We start from the raw sequence: 26,843 nt of genomic DNA, 5'->3' as shown, positions 1-26,843 counted from the left end.
CTCCCGCCCCCGCACCGGCCGCCCCGCTCAGGAAGCTTGTCAGCACGGCCCAGGCCCCGGACATGGCGAAGAAGAAGAAGGGAGGCCTCCTGGGAGGCCTCTTCGGAGGAGGCTCGGCCGAAAAGTCCGTGATGAAGGAGTCGAAGATGGAGCCACCCTCCTTCTCCGATGATGGCGACGCCTACGCGGACGGCCTGGCCTCCGAGCAGGAGGAGGGCTTCTCCGCGTCCGCCCGCGACGCCGCACCCCAGGAAGCGGGCGCGGAGGCCCTGCTGGGACGACAGCTCGCCAATGGACTGTGGGCGGGGACCGGCCCCGGACCGGAGCCCGTGCAGCAGGCCCGCGCCACCGCGCTCGCGCTGCTGGAGCTCTTGCGCGAGGGCATCACCAGCAGCCACGCGCTGCATGGTGCCCAGGTGAAGAAGGCGGTGGAGGCCCTGCTGACGCTCGCCGCCCAACTCACCGGCGCTCCCGAGGTCGCGGAGCTGGCCCTGGGCGTGGCCTGGCTCGTCGCGGCGGGCCCGCGCACCCGGGGTCGCATCGAGCAGGCGGCCAGGCCCCTCGCCGGGCTCAACGGCCGACTGGGCAACGACGCCGAGCTGCGTCAGCACGTCGATACCCTCGCCACCCGCTGACGCGGCGCGCCTGGGCACACCCCCTCGAAGTCTCAGGCGACCTCGGCCCCTCCCTCGTGAACGGGCCGAGGTCGTCGCATAGAGTGGATGACGCCCATGACGCTCGCCACCCTCCTGCTCGTTGCTCTCAGTGCCACCCAAGTCGGGGATGAAGCGCAGACCGGACCTGCCTCATCAGCACCTCTCACGTCGGAGACCCTGACGGCGCCTCCGCTGATGACCACGCCCGATGCGTGCCCTCCCGAAGCGGAGGCTCGCTACAACGAGGGCTTCAACGCACTCATCCAAGGCAAGGACACCCAGGCCTCCGAGGCCTTCACCGAGGTCCTCGCCGTCTGTCCCCAGCACCCCTACGCCACCGAGTTCGGACGGCTCACCCGGGCCCGGCTCAAGCCCGGCGCGAAGCTGGCGCAGGCGGCGGTCTATGAGAATACGGAGCGTCGCTCGGGCGCCGCCGTCGCGTCGCTGACGGTGGTGCAGACGCTGCACGGCGCGACGCAGGGCATCCTGCTGTGCGCCATCGCGGACTGCAGGGACCAGGGCTACGTGGCCGCGTCCATGCTCGGAGCGGGCGCGGGAGTCACCAGCGCGCTGCTGCTCTCGCAAGGTGGCATCACCTCCGGGCAGGCGGCCGTCATCAACTCCGGAACGGTGTGGGGTTTCTGGTTCGGCATCGCGTCGATGCTCGCCTTCGACCTGGAGGACGATGATGCGCTGAGGGCCGCCATCATCGGCGGCGCGGGCTTCACCGGCGTGGGCGTCCTGCTCGCCAACCTGGTGCAGCCCACCGCGGGGCAGGTGTCCATGGCCAACTCCGGTGGCCTGTGGGCCGGCGTGGTGACGGCCCTGTTCCTGGCCACGTCGGAGAGCGACAACACGAAGGCCTTCTTCGCCGCCGAGCTGGCCGCGACGTCCGCCGGCATCATCGGCTTCGCGGTGCTGTCGCGCAGCCTGCCCGTGTCCCGGGGCCGCATGCTGCTCATCGACGCGGGCGGCATCGTCGGCGGACTGCTCGGCGCCAGCACCATGTACACCTTCACGGGCGGCGACGACGGCGACAGCGGCGACAACGGCGACGCCATCCTCATCAGCGCGGGCGTCGGCGTCCTGGGCGGGCTGGCCCTCACGGCCTATCTCACGCGCAACTTCGATGCGCCCCGGCTCCCCCAGGTGATGTTGACTCCCACCCTGATGGGCAAGGAAGGCGCGGGCATGGCGCTGGCGGGTCAGTTCTAATCACGCCGCCTCGCAGTGCCTGGAAAGCGCCCATGCCCGTCGACTCCTCCGCCCTTGCGTCCCTCCAACATCAGCGCGCGCTGCGCGTCCGTCAGGTGAAGGAGTGGGGAGAAATCCTCACCGGCTTCGAGGGACGCAACAAGTACCAGGTGGTGGGTGACGACGGAGAGACGGTCTTCTTCGCGGGTGAGGTGGGCAGCGGGCTGGGCCTGCTGTTGCTGCGCAACTTCTTCAAGGCCAAACGTCCCTTCACGATGGAGCTGAAGTCGCCCTCGGGCGCCGTCGCGCTGCGGCTGCGACGGCCGTGGCGCTTCTGGCTGGCCCGCATGGATGTGGAGGACGGCGACGGGCGACTCCTGGGCAGCGTGCGCCAGCGCTTCCGCTTCTTCACGCGCGCCTATGACATCGTCGGCCCCGGCGGAGAGGAGCTGGGCCACCTGCGCGGCCCGCTCTTCCGTCCGTGGACGTTCGTGATTGAAGAGGGCGGTCGCGAGGTGGGCACCATCGCCAAGCGGTGGAGCGGCTTCGGCAAGGAGCTGTTCACCGACGCCGACAGCTTCGGCGTCCAGTTCGACGGCGCCCTGAGGGGCGCGCTCCTGCGCACCCTGGCCGTGGCCGCCACGTTCCTCATCGACTTCGTCCACTTCGAGAACCGGCGCGAGAACAAGGACTGAGCCCCCGCGCCAGGGCTCACGACGGGCGTCGCTTCTGCGCCGCCAATCCCAGCGCCGTCAACAGCCACGCGAGCGACGCGCCCGGTCCTCCCGTCGCGCAGTCATCACACCCGTCCGGCTTCGAGTCCCGGATTCGCACCACGGCCTCCACCGGTGCGCTCTGGAGCTTCCCGTCACTCGCCACCACTCGCAGCTTCACCTCCGTGGGCTCCTTCACCTTCGGCCCCGTGAAGCGCACCGTCGCCGTGGTCGATCCCTCCAGTGTCACCAGGGGCCCCGACGTCTGCGTCCACGCGTACGTCAGCGCATCCCCCTCCGGGTCCGTTCCCTCCGCCGTCACCTCGACGCGGCTCTCCTCGTTCACCTCCTGCTCCGGCACCGGACTCACCACGGGCGCCTGGTTGAGGCACAGCCCCGCGTCGTCCACCACCGTGGTGAACGGCGTGTTCACCAGCCCCTCGAAGTGGAGGTCGTCGACATCCCAGCCAGCGATCGTGGCGAAGACGCTGTCGATGAAGTCGGTGCCGTAGAGGAAGCGCACGCGCACCGTCTGGCCCGCGTACGTCATGCCCAGGTCCACGCTCACCGCCTCGAAGGCGGGGTAGGCGCTGTTCCTCGCGCTGTAGACGGGACGGCCCGCGAGCGGATTCTCGTAGCCCCAGGGGTCCTCGAGGAAGGCGTTGTACGTGGGCTTCGCCGCCTCGCCGAGGTCCGTCCACGTCTGCCCATCATCCGTGCTCAGCTCGATGACGGCCCCATCGAGATAGACGGGCGGCGATTCGTCCTCGAAATAGGTCTCGATGTCGTGGCGATGTCGGAAGGTGAAACGCAGCGGCCGGTCCGTGGCCACCTGGAGCGGGGGCGAGACCAGGGCCCGCAGCCCCACATGGTTCAGGTTGGGGGCATGGAACAGATATCCCCCTTCAGCGGAGACTTCACGCACCCAGGACCTCCTGCTGTCCAAGGGGTCGTGCTCGAATCGCCAGGAGTGCCGCTCCGCATCCACCGTCTCCGTCGCGCTCGACGCGAGCACCTCATCCCGGCTCACCCAGAGCGGAAGCGACGCGGTCTGGTCTCCCGGCACGGTCTGCGCTTCGTCCCGAAAGGCGAGGCTCATGTTGAGCCATCGTCGCGACGTGCCTCCCAGGAGCTCCACGGGGAACTCCGCGCGCACCTCCTGGAAGGGGGCGGACGGAGGAATGGACCAGGTGCTCCCCTCGGGGAATATCAGGTCGCCCGAGTCGCTCGTCGCCGTCAGGGTCGACCGCTCCAATCGCCCCGTCCCCGCATTGCGGACCGTGAGGCGCACGCGTGCCTGTTCTCCCGCATCCAGGATGCCGTCGTCGTCACAGGAGCGCGCTCCCTGAATCAGCTCCAAGCGCACAAGGGACAGGTCCTTGCCAGAATAGAAGCTCTCGACGACTCCCGCGTGGTCCAGGGAGTCTCGATGCGGAGCCACCGCCCTCAGGCCAGCGCCACGTCTGGCGAACGCCTGGGAGAAGAGCTCGAAGTCGCGGGAGTCTCGCGCCAACGCCGCCGCGAGCAGGGCATCCCGCGCCTCCAGGAACGTGGGGTCCACGGGCGTCAGCTTGAGCGATGCGACGAGGTACTCCTTCATTCGCGACTGGGCCTCCGCGAACGACAGGCGTTCCGTGTCGCGCAGGAGCGCCACGTAGCACTCCCACAGCATGACGGCCCACACCTCTCCGGAGTTGTGGAACTCCGCGTTCGGCCACTGCGCGGGCTCGTCGTTGAAAGGGGTTCCCTCCGGCAGGGACACTCCGTCCTGGATGAGCCGGAAGGTGAGCGGGTTCCTGCCCAGGTCCGTCGTGTATGGATAGCGACGGACCCCCCAGTAGTATGCCTGATTGGCTTCAGCCGCCCGGATGTACCCGTTGGGGACATACACACCGCTGAAGTGCGCGTTCGCGGGAAGTTGCGCGTCTTCCGCGCGCGCCTTCAGCAGCAGCGCCGCGAAGTCGCTCCAACCCTCGCCCATCGATGCACCCTGCCCATTCAACAGGCCGACACCGTCACCGACGAGGCGATTGGACATGTAGTGCATCCACTCGTGAGCGAGGAGGCCCGAGTCGAGCGCGCCATCCCTGGCGGGCCCCCCTCGCACGAGCCGCAGCGTCGTCTCTCCTTCCTCGAGCGCCGCGCGCACCAGCGCTCCCGTCTCGGTCGTGACGCCGGCCAAGGGGATGGTGACGACACTGGAGCGACCGGGAAAGCCCACGACATTCCGGACAAGGTTCCGCGGGGCGATGAGGACGGCGACCGCTCCCGCCTGCTGTGCGTGCATCGCCTTGATGAGCGAGTCGCACCTTCTGCCCCCGTCCACGACCGCGACCTTGCCCTGGACTTCCGCCGCGTTCGTCAACGGCTCGCAGGCATCGTTGACCGTGCCGCCCGCCACCCCGTCCACGGCCAGCACCGCGTTGGCGCTGACGTCGAACACCTGGGGGCCGTAGTCCGCGAACCCCAGCATGAAGGGCCCCTTCGTACCCCCAGAGGTCTGGACATAGAGGTCCCTGGCGGAGCGGTTGTCGTAGAGCAAGAGCGTCATCAACGGCCGCGCCCCATCCGCCGGAGTGTCCATCATGGCGTTGTTGCGCGCCCAGAAAACCTGCGTCCCCACCATCATGGAGTCTTCCTCCAGCCCTCCCCTCCCGAAGTTGTCGTGCTGCGCGTTGCCCGCGGCCTCGTCGAAGCCCGAGTCGTAGAACCAGTCGTGCAGGAAGTTCGTGACGTAGAAGGCGTGGGTGATGCCCGCCATCTGCTGCTCGTCGGTGATGCTCGGCCCGTGGCGATGGTCATAGCCATGGCTGAAGACCCCCGCCTCGGAGAGGACCGCGTACACGTCCCCTGGGCCGTATTCGCCATAGGGGTCCACCAGGTCCGCGTAGGCCTCCACGTTGTTGCCCTCGGTGCGCGTGGCGCTCGGAGCCAGCCACGGGTCATTCCGACTGAAGGGCGCGTTGCGCAACGTCACCAGACTGGGAGCAACCAGGGGCGCCTGATAACCATCCGGCAGGCCCGTGGGGTGAGGGCTGCCCTGATGACCCGTGGGGTCATGCAAGGGAACGAAGGGCGAAGCGGTGTCCGCCCATACCTTGTATGTGAAGGCCTCCGATTCTCGAGTGAGCGAGTGGCGGACGAGCAGCCGTCCATCGTCAGCGGCGATGACATACGCGTAGAGGTCGCCAGGTCCCTCGGTCACGGACTCGGTGCCCAGCTCCACGTAGTACGCCGGCACCAACGCGTCCGGCATCGGGTAGTAGACGGGCTTCGTCCTCGTGGTCCCTCGCAGCCGGACCGTCCTGGGACCCGGTGACAGCTCGAAGGACTGGTAGGGCGGCCGTGCGGGGCCCGTTTCAGCGAGGCTCGCTGGCGGCAACGCGTGTCCCTCCAGGTCACGGTAGGCCCGGGCAATCGCTTCGCGGGGCTGGAGGATGAACGCCGCGCCTTTCGAGAAGCGCGGAGTCGAGCCCACCGGACTCAGGTGCCCTGACATCGCCACCAGGGACTGGCGCGAATCCAGCAACACCTTCAACGACTGGCGGAAGACCTCGATGCCCTCCACGCGCTGGCCGAAGGTGACGATTCCACCCCCGGAGGGAAGTCGCTGCACGGCTGTCACCGGCACATGGTCGGCGTCCGTGCGCTCCAGGCGATACACCGGTGCGTACCGCTCCAACAGCCCACGAGCGACCTGCTCGGGACGCTGGGGCACGGCGCTCGCGGACACCTTCGCCTGGGTCCCGTCACCCCAGACGAAGGTGGGGACGCCGAGGCGCTCCTCTTCGTGTGCGATGGAAAGACCCGGAGCGTCCGGACGAGCGAGGTGTGCGAGCGAAGAAGACGGAGCCGTGGTGAAGACATCCACCGTCGGCAATCGCTCACGGGCCAGGACAGGAAACACCGTCACCAGGACGACACTGGCGAACAGACCGGACAGTCTCATGGCGAGCTCCTGGGCTCGTGGGGGAGCAGAAGAGTTCCATCATCCAGTTACAAAAACCATCCCGAAACCGGACTCGCGAAGAGTGCTTGTCTTTTGAGCCCTACCCCTTGCCAGGGGTTGACAGGCACGGGTGCGCGACTGGTGCTACTTCAGTTCACGCATGGACAGAGGGCAGCCCTCGAAGGTCCTGGAGGGCCGCAAGATTCTCCAAGAGAAGCTGGCGAGCACCTCCTAGAAGCAGGGCTCACCTCAGGAGCACACGACATGGCTTCCATCCGGAAAGAAATCACGACCCGCGCCACGCCCGAGTTTGTCTGGGATGCAATCCGCGACATCGGTGCGCTCCACACGAGACTGGTTCCCGGGTTCGTGGTCGACACGCGCCTGGAGCCCGGGGCCCGCGTGGTCACCTTCCGCAACGGAATGGTGGTCAAGGAGCCCATCGTGACAGTGGACGACGAGGGACGGCGCCTCGTGTGGGGCGCGGAGGGTGGACCGCTGACCCACTACAACGGAGCGGTCCAGGTCTTCACGGAGGGCACGGGGAGCCGGGTCGTGTGGACCGCGGATTTCCTGCCCCACGAGGCCAGCGCCGTCGTCGGCCCGATGATTGAGGAAGGCATGGCCGCCATGAAGCAGGCGCTCGACAAGGCCCGCTAACGCGTCGACGCCGCGACAGGGATTGAGCGCTCAGCGCCGCTTCAAACCATACATGGACATCAGGATGCCCTCGAAGGTCTTCGCGGGCAGCAGCGCCTTCGCCACCAGGGCCGCGCGCTGCGCGAGCTTCCCCACCGAGTACCGCACGTCAGGCGCCTCCACCTCCATCACCTCCAGCACCCGCCGCGCCACATCCTCGGAAGGCACGCCCTCGCGCTCCTCCTTCTCGATGATGGCCAACACCTTCTCGAAGGACTCCCGGTACGCCGAGCCCTCGCCAGACGCCGCCGCGCGCATCCGGTTGTCCGTCAGTCGCGTGCGCACGTCCCCCGGCTGTACCAGCGTGGCATGGATGCCAAACGCCTCCACCTCCTGGCGCAGGCTCTCCGTCAGCCCCTCCAACGCGAACTTGCTCGCGCTGTAGAAACCCTGGAACGGCAACCCCACCGCCCCACCCAATGAGCTGATGTTGATGATGCGGCCAGAGCGCCGCTCGCGCATGGACGGCAACACCGCCTGGCAGACGCGCAACACGCCCAACACGTTGGTGTCGAGCTGCCGCCACGCCTCCTCCACGGAGGTGTCCTCCACCGCTCCCGCCAACGCATGGCCCGCGTTGTTCACCACCACGTCGATGCGGCCCTCACGCGCCAGCACCGTCTCCACCGCACGGCGCACGGACGCATCCTGCGTCACGTCCATCTCCAGCATCCGGTAGCCCACCGACTCCCGCACCGAGGGCTGACGGCTGGTGCCGTAGACGATGTGCTTGCGCACCGTCAGCAGCTCGACGCAGGCCTCGCCGATACCCGAGGAGGCTCCCGTGACGAGGACCACCTTGCTGCCCTGGGACGTGTCCATGCACGCCCATGATTCCGCGTCCCCTCCGCGCGCACCACGGGAACTCGCGGACGCGGGGCGTCACATTCCCGGGACACTGCTGGAGTCAGGAATTCCGGGCGGAACTTTCCGGGTCAGACGTGCTTTCGCACGGTGGGAGGCACGCGCTCCTGCCCCTCCGCATCCCTCGGGACGCCGTCCCAGGGCTGCTCGGGTCGGTAGCGCTGAACCTCGCGCACCATGAAGAACGCCGCCGCGGACAACATGCCCAGGTCATCCAACCAGCCCAACACGGGGATGAAGTCCGGCACCGCGTCCACCGGCGACAGGAAGTAGACCACCGCTACCACTCCGGCCAGCTTCCGCCAGAGCGCCACGCGAGGGTCCCTCACGTACTGAAAGAAGCGGGTGCCCATGCCACGAAGACCTGCGATGTTCATACCCACCTCTACGCACGGGGAGGCCGGGTGATTGCACCCCGGGAGCCACCCCCAGCGTACGCCGCCTGCCTGCCCGGAGGACAGCCAACCTAATCCGGACTGTCCGCCAGCACGCCCGCCTTCCCCACGATTTCCAGCCGCGCCCGGTCTCCCGGCCGCAGCGACAGCTCCGGCGCCCCACGCACCACCAGCTCCATGCCACCACAGGCCACGGTGTACTCGGCGCTGGGGCCCTGGAACTCGCGCGACAGCACCTCCGCGCGCAGGGCCCCGCCCACCGCCACCGAATCCGTGTCCGGCACCAGCCGCAGTGACTCCGGACGCAGCGACAGCAGCACCTTGCCCTTCGCCTGCCCCATCACCGGAAGGTTGCCCAACACCGTCCGCGCTCCACCGCCGAAACCCATGCCGGGCAATAGATTCGTGCCGCCCAGGAAGTACGCGACGAAGGCCGTGCGCGGCGCGGAGTAGACGGACTCGGGCGTGCCCACCTGCTCCACCTTGCCCGCGCGCATGACCGCCAACCGGTCCGCGAAGGCCATCGCCTCGCCCTGGTCGTGCGTGACGAGCACCACCGTGGCCCCCAGCGACTTGAGCACGCGGCGCACCTCGATGCGCGTGGAGGCACGCAGCCCGCTGTCCAGGCTGGAGAAGGGCTCGTCCAACAGCAGCACGCGCGGCCCTGGCGCCAATGCACGCGAAAGCGCCACGCGCTGCTGCTGACCTCCAGAGAGCGAGTGCGGCATGCGCGAGGCGAACTCGCCCAGGCCGAACAGCGTCAGCATGGCGCGCGCCTTGTCCTCCGCCTCGCGCCGCGACAGCTTCGACAGGCCGAACGTCACGTTCTCCAGCACGGACAGGTGTGGGAACAGGGCGTAGTCCTGGAACACCATGCCCACGCTGCGCTGCTCCGGAGGCACGAAGGCGCCGGGGCCGACCAGTACGCGGCCGTCCAGGGTCAGGGTGCCCGCACCGGGACGCTCGAAGCCCGCCACCAGTCGCAGCGTCGTCGTCTTGCCGCAGCCAGAGGGGCCGAGCAAGGCCACCACCTCGCCGGGCTCCACCGACAATGACAGGCCATCCACGGCGGCGGTGCCGCTGGGGGTGTAGCGAAGGGACAAGGCGTCGAGCGTGAGCAGGGACATGGCGAAGGCGCCGCGCACCCTACCGCGTTCCGCCGCTACTTCCAGGGCGGCCGAGCGGCCATCCGCTTCTCGACGTCCACCTTCACGTCCTCATCGACGAGGGAGACGATGCCGTCCGCCAGCACCTCCGACAGGGCGGCCTCCTTGTGCGCCGCCCACCGCGAGTCGAAGACCTTCGGGCCCGAGGGCCCGCTCCGCGCCGGCTTGCGCACCGCCGTCTTCGACTTGCAGTTGCCGAAGGGGGCGATGTTCACGATGTTGCCCGAGGTGAGGGCCCCAGCACCTCCAGCGAGCCATCGTCTCCGCGTCCCGCGCCTCGAAAATCGCGACGCATGAGGGCACATGCGTCAGCCCCGAGGTGCGTCGCCCTCCTGCGACACGAGCAGCCCCACCCCCAACGCGGAGATGGCCATCAGCACCAGCGCGGGCAGCGCGGCCTCCGCGAAGCGTCCCGCGTCAGCCCCGAGGCGCGTCGCCCTCCTGCGACACGAGCAGCCCCACACCCAACGCGGAGATGGCCATCAGCACCAGCGCGGGCAGCGCGGCCTCCGCGAAGCGCCCCTCCGCCGTGGCACCCCACACGCGCGTCGCGAGCGTCTCGAAACCGATGGGCGCCAACAGCAGCGTGGCCGGCAGTTCCTTCATCGCCGTGAGGAAGACGAGCGCCGCGCCCGCCAGCAACCCGGGACGCAAAAGCGGCGCGGTGACGCGACGGAACACCGCCGGAGGAGACTGCCCCAGCGACGCGGCGGCCTCCGCCAGGTGGGGATTGAGCTGGAGCAGCGCCGAGCGCACCGTGCCCACCGCCTGCGGCAGGAAGCGCACCACGTACGCCAGCACCAGCATCGCCAGCGTGCCGTAGAGGAACGGCAGCGCGCGCACCCCCAGGAAGACGAGCGACAGCGCCAGCACGATGGGCGGCAGCGCATAACCCACGTAGGAGACTCGCTCCATCGCCAGGGTGAGCCGTCCCGGATATCGCACCGCGAGGAAGGCCAGCGGCAGCGCGCCCAGCACCGACGCCACCGCGCCCAGCACCGACGCGAGCACCGAGCCGAGCGCCGGCGCCATCATCGACGCGCTCTCCCCCACCAGCCCCCGCACGCCCCAGTACACGAGCACGCCCACCGGAAGCACCACGCCCACCGCCACCACCGCGCCACACAGCAGCAGCGCGGGCAGCCGCCAGCGTCCCAGCGACACCGGCGCGGACACCCGTGCGGCCCCCTTCGCGCTGCGGTGGTAGCCCGCGCGTCCTCGCAGGCGAACCTCCAGCACCAGCACGGCCGCCGTCACCACCACCAACGCCAGTCCCAGCAGCGCGGCATAGGTCCGGTCATACGCGCCCTCGTACTGGACGTAGATGGCGCGCGAGAAGGCGTCGTACTGGAGCAGCGCCACCGCGCCGAAGTCCGACAACACATACAGTCCGACGAGCAGCGCGCCGGACACGAAGGCCGGACGCAACAGCGGCGCCGTCACCTTCCAGAAGGCTCGCGCCGGGCTCATGCCCAGACTGCGCGCGCCCTCCAGCCAGGCGGGGTCCTGCGAGAGCAAGCCCGCGCGCAGCGCGAGGAAGAGATACGGATACGTGGACACCGTCAGCGCCAGGAGCGCACCGGGAAAGCCATACACCGAGGGCACCGGCAGCCCCCAGCGCGACAGCGGTTCCTCCAACACACCCCCGTTGCCGAACGTCGCCAGCAGCACGTAGCCGCTGACGAAGGTGGGCACCGCGAGCGGCACGCACAGCAACACCGTCCAGCCGCGTCGTCCCGGGAGGTCCGTTCGCGTGGTGAGCCACGCCAGCGGCAGGGCCACGAGGGCAGCACAAGCGGTCACCGCCACCGCGAGCCCCAGCGTGCGCCACAACAGGCCCCACGTCTTGTCACGCCAGAGCAGGGCCCACGTGTCCGCATCGGCTTCCGCCGCGCGAACGCCCAGATACACCGCTGGCAGCACCGCGAGCGCGGCGACCACCAGCCCCGATACCAGCAACCACCCCGGAGGACGACGCGTCACTTCGACAACCTCAGAGGACGCCAGTGTCCTGGAGCAGCTTCACCGTGCCACGCAGGTCGTCGAGCCTGGACAGGTCCAGGTCGGGCGAGCCCACCTTCGCGAGCGACGGCAGCGCCTCCGCCGTCTTCACGCCCTTCACCAGCGGGTACTCATACGTCTCCTGCGAGAAGTACGTCTGCGCCTCCGGCTCCAGCAGGAACGCGGCGAACTTGTGCGCGTTGTCCACCTGCTTCGTCCCCTGGAGAATGCCCACGCCCGCCACGTTCACCAACGCACCCGGGTCTCCCGCCGCGACGAAGTAGTTGGCCACCGGAAGCTCCGCGTTGCTCTTCTTCGCGGCGTACAGGTAGTAGTGATTGACGAAGCCCGCGTCGATTTCACCGCGGCCCAGCGCCTCGACGACGGCCGCGTTGTTCTTGTAGACGCGCGGCTCGTTGGCCTGGATGCCCTTGAGCCACGCGGTCGCCGCCTCGTCGCCCTTGAGCAGCCGCAGCGCGGTGACGAACGCCTGGAAGGAGGCGTTGGTGGGCGCCCAGCCCAGCCGGCCCTTCCACTTCGCATCCGTGAAGCCGAGGATGCTCTTGGGCAGGTCCGCCGGCTTCACCTTCTTCGTGTTGTAGGCCACCACGCGCGCTCGTCCACTGGTGCCCACCCACAGCCCCGTCGGCGAGCGGAAGCGCGCGTCCACCTTGTCGAGTGTCACCTTGGGCAGCGCCTGGAGCCGACCCGCGTTGCCCAGCGCGCCGAGCGCTCCCGCGTCCTGCGCGAAGAACACGTCCGCCGGAGTCTTGTCACCTTCCTCCAGCAGCGTGGCGGCGAGCTGCGGCGTCTCGCCGTAGCGCACCTTCACCTCGATGCCCGTCTTCTCGGTGAACTTCTTGAGCAGCGGCCCCACCAACTTCTCGTTGCGGCCGGAGTAGACGGTGAGCGTCTCGGCCGCCAGCGCGGTGGAGGACACGGACAACAGCAGGGTCAGAAGGAGTTTGCGCATCATGGCGCGGCACCCTAACGGACACGCCCGCACGGTTCCACCCGTTGCATGCTCCCAAGGGCGCCTCGCGAGGCCCTGGAGGCGGCCCTCGGGAAGCGGGCCCCGGCCCTCCGTGTTGCCTGCACGGACTGTCGAAGCGCGAACATCGACTCCGGACCGCGCGCGGCATCAGACAGTTCCACGAACGTCAGGTTAATCTGCCGCGCGGTGCTTCTTTGACGTCTTGGAGGTTCATCCCATGCATCGTCTGTACACCGCAGTGTGCGCCGCGACCCTGTTGCTCGCGGCTCCGTCGTTTGCCCAGCCTTCCGCCGCCCCCGCCCCCGCGGCGGGAAGTCCCGCCGCGAAGCCACAGGCGCCCGCGAGTCCTCCCTCCGCTCCCAAGTCCGCGATGCCCAACCCGATGAAGCTGTCGGCGGAGAAGACCCAGGCCGCGCTCCAGAAGATGCCCCAGGCGCGCCCCGAGGACGTGAAGACGCAGGATGGGCTGCTGGCCGCGCTCTACGACGTCATCAGCGGACCCGCGGGCAAGCCGCGTGACTGGCAGCGCTTCCGCTCCCTCTTCTATCCCGGCGCGCAGCTGGTCTCCGTCCAGCGCGCCAGGCCCGGTGGCCTTCCGGGTGTCGCGCCCATCACCCCCGACGACTACGCGGCCTTCAGTGAGGAGCTCTTCAAGACGCGAGGCTTCTTCGAGAAGGAGACGCATCGGCAGGTCGCCGGCTATGGAGACCTGGTCAACGTGCTGAGCGCGTACGAGTCCCGCGAGTCGCCCGAGAGCCAGCCGTTCTCCCGTGGCATCAACAACGTACAGCTCATCTTCGACGGCCAGCGCTGGTGGGTGCTGCACATCTCGTGGACGGATGAGAAGTCCGCGGGCGCGCCCGTGCCGGCGAGCTTCACGCGGAAGTAGGCCCGCCATGCCTCCCAGGTCCTCGTGCGATGCGCTGGTGGTGGGCAACTACTGCCATGACGTGTTGTCGCGAGGCCCGGGGGACACGGTGCACACGCTCGGGGGTTCGGCGGCGTACATCTCCTCGGTGTTCGAGGCCATGGGTGTGGACCATGCGGTGGTAGCGGTCGCGGGCGAGGACTTCGCCTATCCGGACCACGTGCGGTATCCGCCGCTCATCATCCCGGGCACGCGCACCACGCGGTTCATCGCGGACCTGAGCCATGAGGAGCGGGTGCTGCGAGTGGGTGCGCGCGCCGCCCCCATCCGCCCCAAGGACATCATCTTCGACGCGCGGGTGGCGCTCGCTTGTGGAGTCATGGGGGAGGTGCTGCCCGAGACGCTCATCCGGATGTCCCAGCACGCGACCCAGGTGCTGGCGGATGCGCAGGGGCTGCTGCGGACCCTGGATGCACACGGCCGCGTGCTCAATCAGAGACTCGAGGACACGCCCTTCGCGGCGCTCCTGGGGCACCTGCACGTGCTCAAGGCGAGCGAAGAGGAGGCGCGTGTGCTGGACCTCGACGCCGTGCGCGCGAAGACGTGTCTGGTGGTGACGCGAGGCGCGAAGGGCTGCACGGTGCTGACCGCGCGAGACACGCTCCAGGTGCCTTCCTGGCCCGTGGAGGAGGTGGACCCGACAGGCGCGGGAGACTGCTTCCTCGCGGGCTTCACCCTGGGGCTGCTGCGCGGGGAGTCGCTCGCGCGCTGCGCGGAGCTGGCCAACTGGTTCGGCGCGCAGGCGGTGACCCAGGTCGGCGTGCCCAGGTTGGATGTGTCGCGATTGCCCGCGGCGCTGCGCTGACCGCCTGGAACATTCTGCTCGCGTCGTTCGTGGCTGCGCTCCACCTGCTCGAGTTCAAATCCTGCTCATGAATGTCTGAGATTCGCACGGCGACACGGTGGATAGTGCGCCGCCAACAAACCACCAGGAGTCAGACATGCACCACGGTCCACGAAGTGCCGTTGCCATCTCGATGCTGGTTGTCGCCGTGCTCGCGGCCTGCGGTGAGGATGGACGCGAACAGCCTCCCTCTCCCCAGGGAGAGCTGGTCCACTCGGAGCAGCCATTGCTGACGCTCGTCGAATGCCTTGTCGGCTCGGCGGCCATCAACTATTCGCCGCCCCTCAAGAACGTGGAGCAGGACGTCACCGTCGTCTCCACGACTGTCTATTCCAACTGCGTCTCCTTGCTGGGAGGAACGGTGACCTCTGGCACCAACACCATCCGCAGCTTCAGGCCCGGCTTCTCCTGTATGGACCTGTTGAGCATCGGCTCCTCGACCTCCGTCATCACCTGGAACACGGGGGAGACCTCGACGCTGATTCAGACGCGCGTGTCGTCGCAAATCAATGGCAACCTCGCCGTCCTGACGAACGTGGGAACGGTGGAGTCGGGCAAGTTCGAGGGTGCCACCGTCACGAGGACCACGACCTACCTCTCCACGGACCTGGCCGCCTGCGACAGCCCTGAGGGACTGTCTCGACTGAGTGGCCTGGCGACCCTCTCCCTCACCGGCCTGCTCTAGCCACGGCATCCCGCATGAAAAAGCCCCTCCCTCCCAGCGCGGGAGAGAGGGGCTGAAACGTCTCGGCTCAAGCCAACGTCAGGCCTGCGGCTCCTCGGAGCCACCGCCCTCGTCGGCCACGGGCGCCTCGGTGGGCTCCTCCGGCTCGGACGCGGCGGGCTCGGACGCGGACGGCTCGGCGGCCACGTCCGTGGCGCCAGCGACCTCGGCCGGAGGCGTCGTCTCCTCCTCGGACTCCTCGCCCTCGGGCAGCTTGGAGAGGGCCATCACCTTCTCCTGGTCGTTCTCCAGCGCAATCAGCCGCACGCCCTGCGTGTTGCGGCCGATGACCGAGATTTCCCGCACCTTCATGCGGATGAGCATGCCGCCGTTGGTGACGAGCATCACCTCGTCGGACTCCTTTACCTGGAGGAGGCCCACCACCTTGCCGTTCCGCTCGGTGGCCTTGATGTCGATGATGCCCTTGCCGCCACGGCCCTGCTGCCGGTACTCGGACTCTTCCGTCCGCTTGCCGTAGCCATTCTCCGTCACGGTGAGGATGGCGGAGTCGTTCTCCACCACGTCGGCGCCCACCACCTCGTCGGTCTCATCGAGCGTGATTCCCTTCACGCCGAAGGCCTGACGGCCCATGGAGCGGACCTCCGTCTCCGGGAAGCGGATGCTCATGCCCGACGCCGTCGACAACAGGATGTCCTTGGTGCCGTCGGTAATCATCACCGCCACCAGCTCGTCCCCCTCGTCGATGCCCAGCGCGATGATGCCGCTGGAGCGGACGTTGTCGAACGCGCTCAGGTCCGTGCGTTTCACCACGCCCTTCTTCGTCACGAAGAAGACGTAGCGGTTCTCCGGGAAGTCGCGCGTCACCAACACCTGCGCCAGCCGCTCGCCCTCGCCGAACTGCACCAGGTTCACCATCGCCTTGCCGCGAGACGTGCGGCTGGCCTGCGGAATCTGGTGCACCTTGAGCGAGTACAGCTTGCCCTTGGTCGTAATCGGCATCAGGTACGCGTGGGTGCTGGCCACGAACAGCTTGCTGACGAAGTCGTCTTCCTTCGTCGCCGCGCCCGTCTTGCCGCGCCCACCGCGCTTCTGCGCCCGGTACTCCGACAGCGGCGAGCGCTTCACGTAGCCCGTATGCGACAGCGTGACGACCATCGTCTCCTCGGCGATGAGGTCCTCGCTGGTCATGTCATCCACCGCGCCGATGATTTCGGTGCGGCGCTTGTCGCCGTAGCGCTCGCGAATCTCCATCAACTCCGTCTTGATGACGGTGAGCAGGGAGAGCTCGTTGGCGAGGATGTCCTGCAGGCGCGCCACGTCGCGCACCAGGGCAATCAGCTCGCGGAACAGCTCCTCGCGCTGCAGGCCGGTGAGGCGCTGCAGGCGCATCTCGAGGATGTTCTGCGCCTGCTCCTGGCTGAAGCCCGCGCCCTCGTACTTGTGCGCCAGGCCCTGGTAGGCGGGCTCCTCGTTGCGCGCGCGAGAGACGAGCATCTCCATCTGCGCCTTCGCCTTCGCGTAGTCGATGCGCTGGAGGTTGGCGAAGCGCTCGTGCTCGTAGAGGGTGGGCGACAGGATGTTCATCAGGCCCCAGCGCGCTTCATCCGGGTCCCTGGACGCGCGGATGAGGCTCACGACGAGGTCGATGAGGTCCTGGGCCACCAGCAGGCCCTCGACGATGTGCATGCGCGCCATCGCCTTGCGCAGCTCGTAGCGGCTGCGGCGCGTCACCACGTCGCGGCGGTGCGCCACGAAGCGGTCCAGCATCTCCTTCAGGTTCAGCGTGCGCGGCTGGCCGCCGTCGATGGCCAGCATCACCGCGCCGAACGTCGTCTCCAGCGCCGTGGAGGCATACAGGTTGTTGAGCACCACCTGCGAAATCGCGTCGCGCTTCAGCTCGATGACGATGCGCATGCCCTGACGGTCGCTCTCGTCACGGATGTCGCTGATGCCCTCCAGCTTCTTCTCGCGCACCAGCTCGGCGATCTTCTCGATGAGCCGCGCCTTGTTCACCTGGTACGGAATCTCCGTGAAGATGATGGCCTCGCGGTCACCCTTCTTCGACGTCTCGATTTCCGACCGGGCGCGCACGGTAATCTGCCCGCGGCCCGTCTCGTAGGCGCGGTGGATGCCCTCGCGGCCGGTGATGAACGCGCCGGTGGGGAAGTCCGGGCCGGTGATGAACTCCATCAGGTCCCGGACGGTGCACGTCGGGTGGTCGATGAGGTGCAGCGTCCCGCTGATGACCTCCGTCATGTTGTGCGGCGGGATGTTGGTGGTCATGCCCACCGCGATGCCGCTGCTGCCATTGACGAGCAGGTTGGGGAAGCGCGCTGGCAATACGAGCGGCTCCTGGAGGGAGTCGTCGTAGTTGGCGCCGAACTCGACGGTCTCCTTGTCGATGTCCGCCAGCAGCTCCTCGGCCAGGCGGTCCATGCGCGCTTCGGTGTAGCGCATGGCGGCCGGCATATCGCCGTCCACCGAGCCGAAGTTGCCCTGGCCGTCCACCAGCAGGTAGCGAAGGCTCCACGGTTGCGCCAGGCGCACCATGGCGTCGTAGACGGATGAGTCGCCGTGCGGGTGATACTTACCGATGACGTCACCGACCACGCGCGCGCTCTTCTTGTACGGGCGGTTGTGGTAGTTCGACAGGTCGTTCATCGCGAACAACACCCGGCGATGCACGGGCTTGAGGCCGTCGCGGACGTCGGGCAGCGCGCGACCGATGATGACGGACATCGAGTAGTCGAGATACGAGCGGCGCATCTCGTCTTCGATGTTGACGGGAATGAGCTCTCCGGCGCCGTCGGGAGGCGGAGGCGGGGAGGGCGGTGCCGGCTTGTCGGTAGTGTCGTCGGCCATGGGCTCTGGGAGTGGTCGCGGAGGGACCCCGCGAGGGGCCGCCATCCAGTGTGGGAGCGTTCGTAACCCCTGGATTTCCCTACGTCAACAGGGGAAACGAAGGGGTGAGCGCCCGGAGGTCGAAGTGGTTCGATAACAGGTCGAAGGGGCGCGAAAAAGCGCCCCCTACTGAACGCTCGAACCCCCTCGTTTCAGCCCGCTTTTTCGCGAGAAATTCAGGCCCTTCGGAGGCCTCAGACGGGGCGCTGGGTCCCCGCGGGGCGCAGGGGGGCGGCCAGGCGCTCGGCCTCGGTTCCCAGTGGGCCCTCCGGGTCCTTCGCCCGGGCCTTCTCGAAGGCGGCGAGCGCCCCCTCGCGGTCTCCCTTCAGCTTGAGGGCCACGCCCACGTTGAGGTGCGCGGCGGCGGAATCCCGGTCCATGGACACCGCCTCGCGGAACAGTGTCAGCGCCTGGTCCACGTCACCCGACAGCAGCGCCTCCTTGCCCGCCTGGACGCGCTTCTCCGCGTCATTCACGAGTTCCACCTGGAAGACACTGTGGCCCACCACGTTGGCGATGAGCACGCGCAGGATGCCGCCCCAGTAGAAGGTGAGGCCCTCCGCGGCGACGACGGCCGCCAGCGGAAGGTCGGGGAGCAGCTGCTTGCCCCTGAACTTGAAGCGCACGCGGGTGTAGCGGCCCTTGTTGGCCCAGTGGACGACCTCGCCCTGGAGCTTGCGCAGCCCTTCTTCCATGCGCTTGGGGTCGATTTCGAAGGGCAGCACGCGGCCGTTGCCCTCGTCGCCCGAGGGCAGCGCCTTGGGCGCGTTGATTCCGGGCTCGTCCGTGAAGACGGGCTCGGCTTCGAGGACGATGGGAGGAGCCTCGACGGGCGCCGGGGTGCGAGCGGCGGCGGGCTTCGCCTTCGCCCTGCCCTTCCTGGGAGCAGCGGCACGGGCGGCGGGCTTCTTCACCTTCACCTTCGTGGCGGACTTGCGGGAGGAGCTCTTGGCCATGGTCATCACCTTAAACGAGCCACGGCGCAGACGCTTGCGCGCACCGGTTTGTCTGGACTGACAGAGAGCTTCTTCACGAGGGCTCGATAGGACTTCACATGGGGGCGGTCCTCGGCGCGGACGAGGTCGGGGATGATGGCCGCGCCTTCCCCCGAAAGGATTTCCGACGCATGAAGCGCGCCCGGCACGCCCTCCTCTCCGCCCTGCTCCTCTCCGCTCCCCTGGCAGGCGCGGCCGGGGACTCCGTCGTCACTGGCGACCCCTGGCCGCGCATCCGCAAGGAGCGCATCCAGAAGCTGCTGCCCCAGGCCATGGCCCGCGCCAACGTGGATGCCTGGGTGGTGTTCTGCCGGGAGAACGACAATGACCCGCTGGCCATCCACGTCGGCGGGGAGAACGCGGGGGGCACCGCGGCCTTCCTGTTCCTTCGGCAGGGCGACGCGGTGCGCGCGGTGGCGCTGTCACCGGCGGGCGAGGCCACGGCGCTGCGCGAAGTGGGGCCGCTGGACGAAGTCGTTCCGCTGGAGCGCGGCGTGGACCTCTACGCGCAGGTGGCCGCGAGGCTCGCCGCCGCGAAACCCGCGCGCATCGCCATCAACGCCTCCACTGCGGTGACGGTGGCGGACGGGCTGTCCTCCTCGCAGCGCACCGCGCTGGAGAAGGCGCTGTCCCCCGCTCAGCGCAAGAAGCTGGTGTCCGCCGAGGACGTCGTCTCCGAGTGGCTCTCCGTGAAGCTGCCCGAGGAGGTGGACATCCTGCGCAAGGCCGCCGCGCTCACTTCACAGCTCGAGGTGGAGGCGTACCAGAGCGTGGTGCCGGGCAAGACGCGCGACGTGGACGTGGCGCGCTTCCTCAAGAAGCGCATGGCGGAGCTGGGCGTGGGGGACGCGTGGGCGCCGGACCAGAACCCCAACGTCAACAGCGGGCCCACGCGAGGCCACTCACACGCCACCGAGCGCGTCATCCAGCCGGGTGACTTCATCCAGACGGACTTCGGCATCCGCGTGGGCGGCATGTGGGTGACGGACATCCAGCGCTTCGCCTACGTGCTGGCCCCGGGTGAGACACAGCCGCCGAAGGACGCGCTGGAGAAGTGGGAGAAGGGCAAGAAGGGCAGCCGCATCGCCCTGGCGGCCCTCAAGCCCGGCGCCACCGGGTGGGACGTGGACAAGGCCCAGCGTGACTGGATGCGCGAAGCGGGCTCCGAGCCCGTCATGTGGGGCACCGGTCATCCCGTGGGCTACTGGGCACACGACGTGGGCCCGGCCCTCTCCGGCGGCGCGAAGCCCAGGCCCGCGAAGGGACAGTCCCTGCGCATCGTCCGCCCCGGACAGGTGTTCGCCTTCGACGGCTTCTTCGCCTGGCAGGACGGCGCTCCGGACGCGCAGCGCATCGTCTCCGTGGAGGAGATGGCCGTCGTCACCGAGACGGGCGCCGAGTACCTGATTCCTCCCCAGGAAGACCTCGTGCTCATTCCCTCCGCGCCCGCACCGGGGCAATCGGGACCTGCGGCTCCCAGGCCGCGCTGACGAGTTGCGTCGCGCGCCCTACCCTCCAGGCTGGCCCGGCTCATAGGATGAGCCGGGCTTGCCGGGAGAGCGCGATGCAGACCGTGCTGGTAATCGACGATGATTTGTTCGTGCTCTCGCTGGTATCGGACATCGTCCAGAGCGCGGGCTACCGCGTGGTGACGGTGCAGTCTCCGGAGGCGGCCTTCCAGCAGGACCTGGAGAACATCTCCGCCATCCTCTGCGACTACAACATGCCGGAGATGAATGGCGCGGATGTGCTCATCGCCATGCGGGAGCTGAAGGAGTGCCGCGCGCCCTTCATCTTCCTCACCGGACACGAGCAGCTCGACGACCTCATCCCCGTCGCCATCCGCTACGGCGCGGAGCTGCTGCCCAAACCCATCCATCCGGTGGAGCTGATTCGACTGCTCATGAAACAGCTCGCCAACGTCGCGGCCTGAAACATCGCGACACGACGAGACAGTCAGAAGCGCCCGAGGCTCGATATCGCCTCGGGCACTGTTTCACGCGCTCGGGTCAGGCCAACGCCTGGATGAGTCGCTCGGCCTGCTCGCGCCACTCAGGAGCGAGGCGGGGCAGCGCCAGCAGCTCGCGCGCGAGCGCCTTCGCCTGGTCCTTCTGCCCCAGGCGCGCGTGCACCACCGCCAGGTTGAGCCGGGGCTCCGGACGCTCCGGCGCGCGGCGATGCGCCTCTTCCAGCACCTCCAGCGCCTGCTGTCCGGCACCGGGGAGTTCATCCTCCGGGATGCGCATCAGCAGATTGCCCAGGTTGTTGGCGGGGGCCCAGTCGTCCGGGGACAGCTTCACGGCCTCGCGCCACGCGGACAGCGCGGCGGGGATGTCCACCGGCTCCGTGGCCTCCAGCGCCATGCCCTCCACCATGCGGCTCTGCGCGGTGGCCTGGCCTCGCGACGCCAGCTTCCGGCACAGCTCCAGCGCTTCCGGCAGCCGGCCCTGCGCCAGCCGCAGCCGCGCCAGGTTCCCCTGCGCCGCCGGGCTGTCCGGCTCCACGCGCGCCAGCGTCTCCGCCGCCTTCACCGCGCCGGGCAGGTTGCCTCGCGCCAGCAGCACGTTGCACAGCCCGTTGAGCAGATACGGGTCGTCCGGGAGGACCTTCAGGCCCGTGGTGAGCAGCTCCTCGGCGGCTTCCAACTCGCCACCTGCCTGGAGCGCCACCGCGAGCACCAGGTAGCTGGGCCCGTGCCTCGGGTTGAGGCGCAAGGACTCCTGGAGGTGGTGGAAGCCGTCCTTCAGCTTCTCCTGCGCGAAGAGCACGCGCCCCAGGTGGAAGTGGTGGATGCCCGCGTCCGGAGCCAGCTTCACCGCGCGCTCCAGCGCCGACTGCGCCGCCGCGTTGTCGCCCGCTTCCGCCAGCAGGTAGCCCTGGCCGAACCACGCCTCGGCACGCTGGGGCTGCGCCTTCGCGACCTTCCGATAGAGCGCCAGCGCGCCGGCCGCATCGCCGCGTCGGGTGAGGAGCGCGGCGCGGACGAGCTGCACGCCCGGCTCTTCCGCGCTCAGGCCCAGAAGCCACGACTCCGCCTGGGCCTCGTTGCCATCAAATGCCGCGAGCCGGGCGAGCGCGACCCGGGCCGCCAGGTCCGAAGCATCGCGCTTGAGCGCGGCCTCGGCCTCACGGCGTGCCTGGTCCAGCTCCCCGGCTGCGAGAAGTGCGTCGTACCTGGCGGTCTCCGCCATCAGCCAAACAGCCCCTTGAAGAAGTTGCCGACGGACTTCACCACATTCTTGACCACTTCGACCGGCTTCTCGACGACGCTCTTCACCGCGTCGGCGATCTTGCCGAAGTTGATGTCGACGTCGAAGCCCAGCTTGAAGCCGATGCCCAGCGCCGCGCCGAAGTCCACGCGCGCCTTGAAGCGGCCGTTGTCCCAGCTCGCCTCGGCACGGGCCGACACACCGACACCCGCCCACGCCTCCGCGCGACCGGTGACGCCGCCGTAGTCGCCCAGCTTCACGTTGGCCGTCACACCGGCGCGGGCGCCGATGAAGGCGTCACCGCCGACACGAGCCGCGTACTTGCCGTTGATGGGGTCCAGCGTCACTTCACCGTGGAGACCCGCCTTGGCGCCCACCCAGGCCTTGCCCTGGAGCTCCGCCTGAATCGGGCCGACGCCCGCGCGCAGGGTGCCTTCGGCGTCCACCAGCGTGGCCTTCGCGTCCAGGTCACCCCGGGCGAACAGCTTGCCACCCTCGATGCCGACCTCGCCGGAGCCCTTCAGCTCCGCCTCGAGGACGCTCATCTTGCCGTAGCCCTGGGCCACGCTGTTCGCGTCGCCGAAGCCGCCCTCGAACTTCTTGACCGCCGCGCCCTTGGTGAACTGGCCGTCGATGCCGACCTTCGGAATCTGACCCAGCAGGCCCGCCAGGGGCCCCGTCACGCGCCCGGAGGACTCGTGCTGGGACTCCGTGCTGTAGCTGGTGTTCCAGTTCTGCGTGGTGCTCTTCTCACGCTCGAAGTGGCTCTGGAGGCGGCCGTCCTGGAAGGTCGTCTGGACGCCGGTGTTCGTGTCCTTGACCACCTTCTCCGTGGTCGTGCTCTTCACCACCGGCGTGTTCTGGGCGGTCTGCGTGGACCGAGACTGGGGCTGCTGACCGCGGCGGATGGAGCGATCACTCATGAAAGACCTCGGAACGGGGACGACCGAAAGAGAATGTGAGGGATTCTCGTGGGCTGTGTGGATCAGTTGCGTCCTGGACGGAGTTTTTCCTACAGGCGCGCCATGAACCAGCGGGCAATGAGCGGAATACTGGCCCCCACCCCCACGAGCCCGAGCCCCACGATGAGCCGGACGAAGCTGGGCGCATGGGCGCCGGGCTCCAGCACCGCGTCCGTCGGGTCCCGTGGGTTGTAGGCGACCCGGACCGACTGTCCAGGCGGGTAGCGACGCAGGGTGGCCTGGGCGTCCTGGGGGTTGGTGCGCGCGGTGGGGTCCACGCGCAGGGTGGCGGTGCCCACCAGCACGCGGCCCACGGAGTACTCGTACTGGACGCGGGCTTCGTAATGGATGCGGGGCTCGGGTTGGCCGGGAACCGGGAGGCGGTGTTCCACTTCCTCGGCGGCCAGGACGGTGCCGGGCACGGTGGGCCAGCGGCGGGAGCGCAGGGCCCTCAGGACGTCCTTGAGACCGGCGACCACGAAGACTCCGCCGACCGCCGCGAGCAGCGCACAGATGACGCAGATGACGACCCAGAGCACGCGCACCGCGCGGACACTACCAGAAGCCCCCGGGCGGCACGGCTTGCGGCCCGTCTCTCAGCCCATCACCACGAAGAGCTGCCGGCACTGCGCCAGGAGCTGGCCGTCCTCGGTCCACAGCTGCTGGAAGTCCTCCGAGTAGCCTCCACTCGCCTGGAGGGAGCGACCGGTGCGCAGGAACTGGGCGTCCGGCTTCAGGCCCGCCTGAGGCAGCGTCTGGAAGAAGTGCATCGTGAAGTCCACGGTGGCGGCGGGGCGGAAGCCGTCCACGCGAGAGAGCACCGAGGGCGGGTACGCATCCATCAGCCCCACGCACAGGGGCGCATCCAGCACCGTCGGCTCCCTCGGGCGCAGCCAGCCGCCCGTCTCCGCGACGGCGGCCCCCGCGTACGGCGCCGAGCCGATGCAGAAGCGAAACTCGAAGAAGCGGCAGAAGTCCGGCATGGGCACGTCGTCCGGAGTCATCGGCACCTCGTGCGGAGGCGGGACTTTCGGGGGCGACATCTCCAGGTACTCGATGGCGCCTCCGCGCGCCGCGCCAAAGGTCGCGCTGCCCATGGCCACCACGCCGGAGTCGTTCTCCACGCGCACCGTGGCGTGGGTGACCAGCTTCCCCGCCCGTTCGATGCGCGTCGTCACCCGTGCCTCGCCCTCCACGGCGGGAGCGCAGAAGTGCATGGTGAAGGAGCGCACCGGCCGCGCCGCGTCACCCACCGTGTGCTCCAGCGCGCGCAGCGCGGTGCCCGCGACCAGGCCTCCATACGCGCCCCGCCCCTGGTACCAGGGCGAGGTGAAGCGGACGAGGTAGCGGTTCGGCCCGACGGGCTCGGGCGTGGAGGCGGCGAGGAAGGCGGCGGTCATGTCGCGACGCACCGTATCAAGCCACCGCCCGCCGAGAACGGACTGTCAGCGCCGGGCGACCGGGCGTGCGCGTGTCACCGCGTCAGGCGCCAGTCGATGGGCGGCCGGCCCTTGGACTCCAGGGCCTGGTTCACCGCACTGAAAGGCCGGCTGCCGAAGAAGCCGCTGCTGGCCGACAGCGGAGACGGGTGCGTGCCCTCGATGACGACATGGCGCGTGGCATCGATGAGCTTCTTCTTCTTCTGCGCGTACTTGCCCCACAGCAGGAAGACCACGGGCTCCGTCTTCTCGCTCACCGCGCGGATGACCGCGTCCGTGAAGGCCTCCCAGCCATGGCCCGCGTGGCTGTTGGGCTCCGCCTGGCGCACCGTCAGCACCGCGTTGAGCAGCAGCACGCCCTGCTCCGCCCAGGCAATCAACGAGCCGTCCTTGGGACGCGGCACCTTCACGTCCGCCTCCAGCTCCTTGAAGATGTTCACCAGCGAGGGCGGCGAGGGCACCCCGGGCTTCACCGAGAACGCCAGCCCATGCGCCTGCCCTGGCCCGTGGTACGGGTCCTGGCCCAGCAGCAGCACGCGCACGTCGGCATAGGGCGTCAGCCGGAAGGCGGAGAACAGGTCCTCCTCCGAGGGGAAGACGGTGGCCTCCTGGCGCTCCTGCGCGACGAAGCGCTCCAGTTCCTGGAACGAAGGTGAATCGAGCGCGGCCTTGAGCGCCTGCTTCCAGTCCTTCGGCAGCTTGTCCTGCAACATGTGAGTGCCTCCCCGACCAACACGGCGGGGCATTGAAACACCCCCTTCCCACGGGGCCCATCCCTTTCGTGACGCCGTCGGAGAGCCGACAGCGTCACAGGAGGCAGGCGGGCGGGCACGGCGGGTTCTTGGGCGGAAGGCACCGGCCGCGCTAGCCTGGGGGGCGCCATGACGATGTACACCGAGTCACTCCGCGCCTTCCTCAAGCCCGTCCTGCCCTACCTGGACGACGAGGCGGTGTCGGAGATCATGATCAACGGCCCGACCGACGTGTGGATCGAGAAGAAGGGCCGCCTGTCGCGCACGGACGCCACCTTCACCGAGGAAGGCCTCATCGGTGCCGCGCGCAACATGGCCCAGTTCGTCGGCCGCATGCTCACCGAGGAAAGGCCCCGCCTGGACGCGCGCCTTCCGGATGGAAGCCGCATCCACGTGGTGATTCCGCCGATTGCCCGCAAGGGCACCACCATCTCCATCCGCAAGTTCTTCAAGGAAAAGCTCACCATCAATTCCTTGTTGAAGTTCGGCTCGCTGACGCCGCAGATGGCACGGCTCATCGAGGCGGGCATCGCCACCAAGCTCAACATGCTGGTGGCCGGCGGCACGGGCTCCGGCAAGACGACGCTGCTCAACATCGTCTCCTCCCTCATCCCCGACGAGGAGCGCATCCTCACCATCGAGGACTCGGCGGAGCTCCAGCTCAACCAGACACACGTCGTCGCCTTCGAGAGCCGTCCGCCGGACAAGTTCGGCAAGGGCGGCGTGGACATGGGAGACCTGTTGCACTCGGCCCTGCGTCTGCGGCCGGACCGAATCGTGGTCGGCGAGGTGCGCGGTGGCGAGGCGTTCCACCTCATGCAGGCGATGAACACGGGCCACGGCGGCTCGCTGGCCACCACGCACGCCAACACGCCCACGGACACGCTGCGCCGCGTGGAGTCCCTGTGCCTCATGTCCGGCATCGAGCTGCCCATGGTCGCCGTCCGCGCCCAGGTGGCCAGCGCCATCAACTTCATCATCTGCTGCGAGCGCTTCCACGACGGCAGTCGCAAGACGAGCGCCCTGTCGGAGGTGCTGCCGCTCACCGAGAAGGGCGACTACCGCACCCAGGACATCTTCGTCTTCACGCCCGTCACCAAGGACGAGGACGACCACATCCTCGGCTACCACGCGCCCACGGGCATCATCCCCAACTTCGTCGCCAAGGCGAAGGCGTACGGCTTCGCTGACCTGGACGAGTCCTTCTTCGACCCGGCGACGTACGGCATCCCTCCTCCGCCCGTCTTCCACGCCGGCGAGGCGTACACCGTGCGCTGGGCCCCTTCGCTGAAGCACCGCGAGGAGGGACGTCCGGACCCCGACCACTTCAAGAAGGAGTGGTCCGACTTCGAGGAGAAGCTCCGGCAGGATGCCCGCGACGCCAAGGCCGCGCCCCCCGTCCAGGTGCAGGTGCCCGCGAGCCTCCCCGCGTCCGTCGCCAAGCCGGCAACGCCGCCTCCCGCGGCCCGGCCCGCCACCGCCACCCCGCCCGCGGGC

Annotated in this window: 23 protein-coding genes and 1 pseudogene; 10 read left to right on the top strand and 14 right to left on the bottom strand. The window is 68.8% G+C overall.

What is annotated here, in order from left to right; genetic code table 11:
• The 3 genes and pseudogenes from HR086_RS48610 to HR086_RS23085 all read left to right on the top strand — a co-directional run.
• Window positions 1–635: pseudogene (locus tag HR086_RS48610) on the top strand (VWA domain-containing protein); the annotation flags it as partial.
• A 96-nt stretch (window positions 636–731) separates the two neighbouring features.
• A complete protein-coding gene (locus tag HR086_RS23090) occupies window positions 732–1,871 on the top strand; it encodes a hypothetical protein (protein WP_174466672.1) in 1,140 nt (379 codons plus the stop codon).
• A gap of 32 nt (window positions 1,872–1,903) precedes the next feature.
• Window positions 1,904–2,545, top strand: a complete 642-nt coding sequence (locus tag HR086_RS23085) for a phospholipid scramblase-related protein (RefSeq protein ID WP_174466671.1) — start codon at window positions 1,904–1,906, stop codon at window positions 2,543–2,545.
• Between the two features lie 16 nt (window positions 2,546–2,561).
• Here HR086_RS23085 and HR086_RS23080 read toward each other — a convergent pair whose 3' ends face one another.
• The gene (locus HR086_RS23080; protein WP_174466670.1) at window positions 2,562–6,512 is read right to left on the bottom strand and encodes a myxosortase-dependent M36 family metallopeptidase; all 3,951 of its coding nucleotides are present in this window, start codon (window positions 6,510–6,512) and stop codon (window positions 2,562–2,564) included.
• 264 nt (window positions 6,513–6,776) lie between these two features.
• Between HR086_RS23080 and HR086_RS23075 the strand changes: the two genes are divergently transcribed.
• Window positions 6,777–7,172, top strand: coding sequence for an SRPBCC family protein (locus HR086_RS23075; RefSeq protein WP_141647570.1), 396 nt, complete (start codon window positions 6,777–6,779; stop codon window positions 7,170–7,172).
• Window positions 7,173–7,202: 30 nt separating this feature from the next.
• Here HR086_RS23075 and HR086_RS23070 read toward each other — a convergent pair whose 3' ends face one another.
• The 6 genes from HR086_RS23070 to HR086_RS23045 form a co-directional block, all read right to left on the bottom strand.
• Window positions 7,203–8,033, bottom strand: a complete 831-nt coding sequence (locus HR086_RS23070) for an SDR family oxidoreductase (protein ID WP_174466669.1) — start codon at window positions 8,031–8,033, stop codon at window positions 7,203–7,205.
• Between the two features lie 113 nt (window positions 8,034–8,146).
• Complete coding sequence (locus HR086_RS23065; RefSeq protein WP_246137681.1) at window positions 8,147–8,452, bottom strand: YkvA family protein; 306 nt, start codon at window positions 8,450–8,452, stop codon at window positions 8,147–8,149.
• Between the two features lie 89 nt (window positions 8,453–8,541).
• Complete coding sequence (locus tag HR086_RS23060; RefSeq protein ID WP_141647566.1) at window positions 8,542–9,597, bottom strand: ABC transporter ATP-binding protein; 1,056 nt, start codon at window positions 9,595–9,597, stop codon at window positions 8,542–8,544.
• A gap of 35 nt (window positions 9,598–9,632) precedes the next feature.
• Window positions 9,633–9,851: a hypothetical protein gene (locus HR086_RS23055; protein ID WP_174466668.1), complete on the bottom strand. Its 219-nt coding sequence runs from the start codon at window positions 9,849–9,851 to the stop codon at window positions 9,633–9,635.
• Window positions 9,852–10,053: 202 nt separating this feature from the next.
• On the bottom strand, window positions 10,054–11,619 hold the full coding sequence (locus tag HR086_RS23050; RefSeq protein ID WP_174466667.1) for an iron ABC transporter permease: 1,566 nt from the start codon (window positions 11,617–11,619) through the stop codon (window positions 10,054–10,056).
• Between the two features lie 10 nt (window positions 11,620–11,629).
• Complete coding sequence (locus tag HR086_RS23045; protein WP_174466666.1) at window positions 11,630–12,613, bottom strand: iron ABC transporter substrate-binding protein; 984 nt, start codon at window positions 12,611–12,613, stop codon at window positions 11,630–11,632.
• Window positions 12,614–12,848: 235 nt separating this feature from the next.
• Between HR086_RS23045 and HR086_RS23040 the strand changes: the two genes are divergently transcribed.
• The 3 genes from HR086_RS23040 to HR086_RS23030 all read left to right on the top strand — a co-directional run bounded on the left by HR086_RS23040 (window position 12,849) and on the right by HR086_RS23030 (window position 15,088).
• Entirely contained in the window at window positions 12,849–13,520 is a 672-nt protein-coding gene (locus HR086_RS23040) for a nuclear transport factor 2 family protein (RefSeq protein WP_174466665.1), read from the top strand.
• Between the two features lie 7 nt (window positions 13,521–13,527).
• Window positions 13,528–14,364: a PfkB family carbohydrate kinase gene (locus tag HR086_RS23035; RefSeq protein WP_174466664.1), complete on the top strand. Its 837-nt coding sequence runs from the start codon at window positions 13,528–13,530 to the stop codon at window positions 14,362–14,364.
• 136 nt (window positions 14,365–14,500) lie between these two features.
• The gene (locus HR086_RS23030; protein WP_174466663.1) at window positions 14,501–15,088 is read left to right on the top strand and encodes a hypothetical protein; all 588 of its coding nucleotides are present in this window, start codon (window positions 14,501–14,503) and stop codon (window positions 15,086–15,088) included.
• Between the two features lie 78 nt (window positions 15,089–15,166).
• On the opposite strand, the gene gyrA is transcribed toward HR086_RS23030, so the two are convergent.
• Entirely contained in the window at window positions 15,167–17,950 is a 2,784-nt protein-coding gene (gyrA, locus tag HR086_RS23025) for a DNA gyrase subunit A (RefSeq protein WP_174457398.1), read from the bottom strand.
• A gap of 233 nt (window positions 17,951–18,183) precedes the next feature.
• Complete coding sequence (locus tag HR086_RS23020; protein ID WP_174466662.1) at window positions 18,184–18,945, bottom strand: M48 family metallopeptidase; 762 nt, start codon at window positions 18,943–18,945, stop codon at window positions 18,184–18,186.
• A gap of 170 nt (window positions 18,946–19,115) precedes the next feature.
• Here HR086_RS23020 and HR086_RS23015 point away from each other — a divergent pair, with 170 nt between their 5' ends.
• Window positions 19,116–20,474 carry a M24 family peptidase gene (locus HR086_RS23015; RefSeq protein WP_174459935.1) on the top strand — a complete coding sequence of 453 codons (1,359 nt, stop codon included), beginning with the start codon at window positions 19,116–19,118 and terminating at the stop codon, window positions 20,472–20,474.
• A 74-nt stretch (window positions 20,475–20,548) separates the two neighbouring features.
• The gene (locus tag HR086_RS23010) at window positions 20,549–20,917 is read left to right on the top strand and encodes a response regulator (protein WP_174459936.1); all 369 of its coding nucleotides are present in this window, start codon (window positions 20,549–20,551) and stop codon (window positions 20,915–20,917) included.
• A 76-nt stretch (window positions 20,918–20,993) separates the two neighbouring features.
• Here HR086_RS23010 and HR086_RS23005 read toward each other — a convergent pair whose 3' ends face one another.
• The 5 genes from HR086_RS23005 to ung form a co-directional block, all read right to left on the bottom strand.
• Window positions 20,994–22,175, bottom strand: coding sequence for a tetratricopeptide repeat protein (locus HR086_RS23005; RefSeq protein ID WP_174457402.1), 1,182 nt, complete (start codon window positions 22,173–22,175; stop codon window positions 20,994–20,996).
• On the bottom strand, window positions 22,175–23,116 hold the full coding sequence (locus HR086_RS23000) for a hypothetical protein (RefSeq protein WP_174466661.1): 942 nt from the start codon (window positions 23,114–23,116) through the stop codon (window positions 22,175–22,177). The genes HR086_RS23005 and HR086_RS23000 overlap by 1 nt, the downstream gene beginning before the upstream one ends.
• An 89-nt stretch (window positions 23,117–23,205) precedes the next feature.
• A complete protein-coding gene (locus HR086_RS22995) occupies window positions 23,206–23,700 on the bottom strand; it encodes a DUF3592 domain-containing protein (RefSeq protein WP_174459938.1) in 495 nt (164 codons plus the stop codon).
• A 51-nt stretch (window positions 23,701–23,751) separates the two neighbouring features.
• Complete coding sequence (locus HR086_RS22990; RefSeq protein WP_141648105.1) at window positions 23,752–24,555, bottom strand: acyl-CoA thioesterase II; 804 nt, start codon at window positions 24,553–24,555, stop codon at window positions 23,752–23,754.
• Between the two features lie 74 nt (window positions 24,556–24,629).
• Complete coding sequence (gene ung, locus HR086_RS22985) at window positions 24,630–25,307, bottom strand: uracil-DNA glycosylase (protein WP_174459939.1); 678 nt, start codon at window positions 25,305–25,307, stop codon at window positions 24,630–24,632.
• A gap of 168 nt (window positions 25,308–25,475) precedes the next feature.
• On the opposite strand from ung, the gene HR086_RS22980 reads away from it, so the two are divergent.
• Window positions 25,476–26,843 (top strand): CpaF family protein (locus tag HR086_RS22980; RefSeq protein ID WP_174466660.1); only part of this gene is annotated, 1,368 nt, incomplete at its 3' end.

Origin of the sequence: Myxococcus sp. CA039A (assembly GCF_013336645.1) — a bacterium.
GTDB lineage: Bacteria > Myxococcota > Myxococcia > Myxococcales > Myxococcaceae > Myxococcus > Myxococcus llanfairpwllgwyngyllgogerychwyrndrobwllllantysiliogogogochensis.
The sequence above is the reverse complement of the archived record's forward strand: the minus strand, read 5'-3'. Positions and strand labels throughout refer to the sequence as shown.

Bases quoted from the DNA above. Each gene is read 5' to 3' on its own strand.
- HR086_RS23090 (WP_174466672.1), top strand. From the start codon at position 732: ATGACGCTCGCCACCCTCCTGCTCGTTGCTCTCAGTGCCACCCAAGTC.
- HR086_RS23085 (WP_174466671.1), top strand. From the start codon at position 1,904: ATGCCCGTCGACTCCTCCGCCCTTGCGTCCCTCCAACATCAGCGCGCG.
- HR086_RS23080 (WP_174466670.1), bottom strand. From the start codon at position 6,512: ATGAGACTGTCCGGTCTGTTCGCCAGTGTCGTCCTGGTGACGGTGTTT.
- HR086_RS23075 (WP_141647570.1), top strand. From the start codon at position 6,777: ATGGCTTCCATCCGGAAAGAAATCACGACCCGCGCCACGCCCGAGTTT.
- HR086_RS23070 (WP_174466669.1), bottom strand. From the start codon at position 8,033: ATGGACACGTCCCAGGGCAGCAAGGTGGTCCTCGTCACGGGAGCCTCC.
- HR086_RS23065 (WP_246137681.1), bottom strand. From the start codon at position 8,452: ATGAACATCGCAGGTCTTCGTGGCATGGGCACCCGCTTCTTTCAGTAC.
- HR086_RS23060 (WP_141647566.1), bottom strand. From the start codon at position 9,597: ATGTCCCTGCTCACGCTCGACGCCTTGTCCCTTCGCTACACCCCCAGC.
- HR086_RS23045 (WP_174466666.1), bottom strand. From the start codon at position 12,613: ATGATGCGCAAACTCCTTCTGACCCTGCTGTTGTCCGTGTCCTCCACC.
- HR086_RS23040 (WP_174466665.1), top strand. From the start codon at position 12,849: ATGCATCGTCTGTACACCGCAGTGTGCGCCGCGACCCTGTTGCTCGCG.
- HR086_RS23035 (WP_174466664.1), top strand. From the start codon at position 13,528: ATGCCTCCCAGGTCCTCGTGCGATGCGCTGGTGGTGGGCAACTACTGC.
- HR086_RS23030 (WP_174466663.1), top strand. From the start codon at position 14,501: ATGCACCACGGTCCACGAAGTGCCGTTGCCATCTCGATGCTGGTTGTC.
- gyrA (WP_174457398.1), bottom strand. From the start codon at position 17,950: ATGGCCGACGACACTACCGACAAGCCGGCACCGCCCTCCCCGCCTCCG.
- HR086_RS23020 (WP_174466662.1), bottom strand. From the start codon at position 18,945: ATGGCCAAGAGCTCCTCCCGCAAGTCCGCCACGAAGGTGAAGGTGAAG.
- HR086_RS23015 (WP_174459935.1), top strand. From the start codon at position 19,116: ATGAAGCGCGCCCGGCACGCCCTCCTCTCCGCCCTGCTCCTCTCCGCT.
- HR086_RS23010 (WP_174459936.1), top strand. From the start codon at position 20,549: ATGCAGACCGTGCTGGTAATCGACGATGATTTGTTCGTGCTCTCGCTG.
- HR086_RS23005 (WP_174457402.1), bottom strand. From the start codon at position 22,175: ATGGCGGAGACCGCCAGGTACGACGCACTTCTCGCAGCCGGGGAGCTG.
- HR086_RS23000 (WP_174466661.1), bottom strand. From the start codon at position 23,116: ATGAGTGATCGCTCCATCCGCCGCGGTCAGCAGCCCCAGTCTCGGTCC.
- HR086_RS22990 (WP_141648105.1), bottom strand. From the start codon at position 24,555: ATGACCGCCGCCTTCCTCGCCGCCTCCACGCCCGAGCCCGTCGGGCCG.
- ung (WP_174459939.1), bottom strand. From the start codon at position 25,307: ATGTTGCAGGACAAGCTGCCGAAGGACTGGAAGCAGGCGCTCAAGGCC.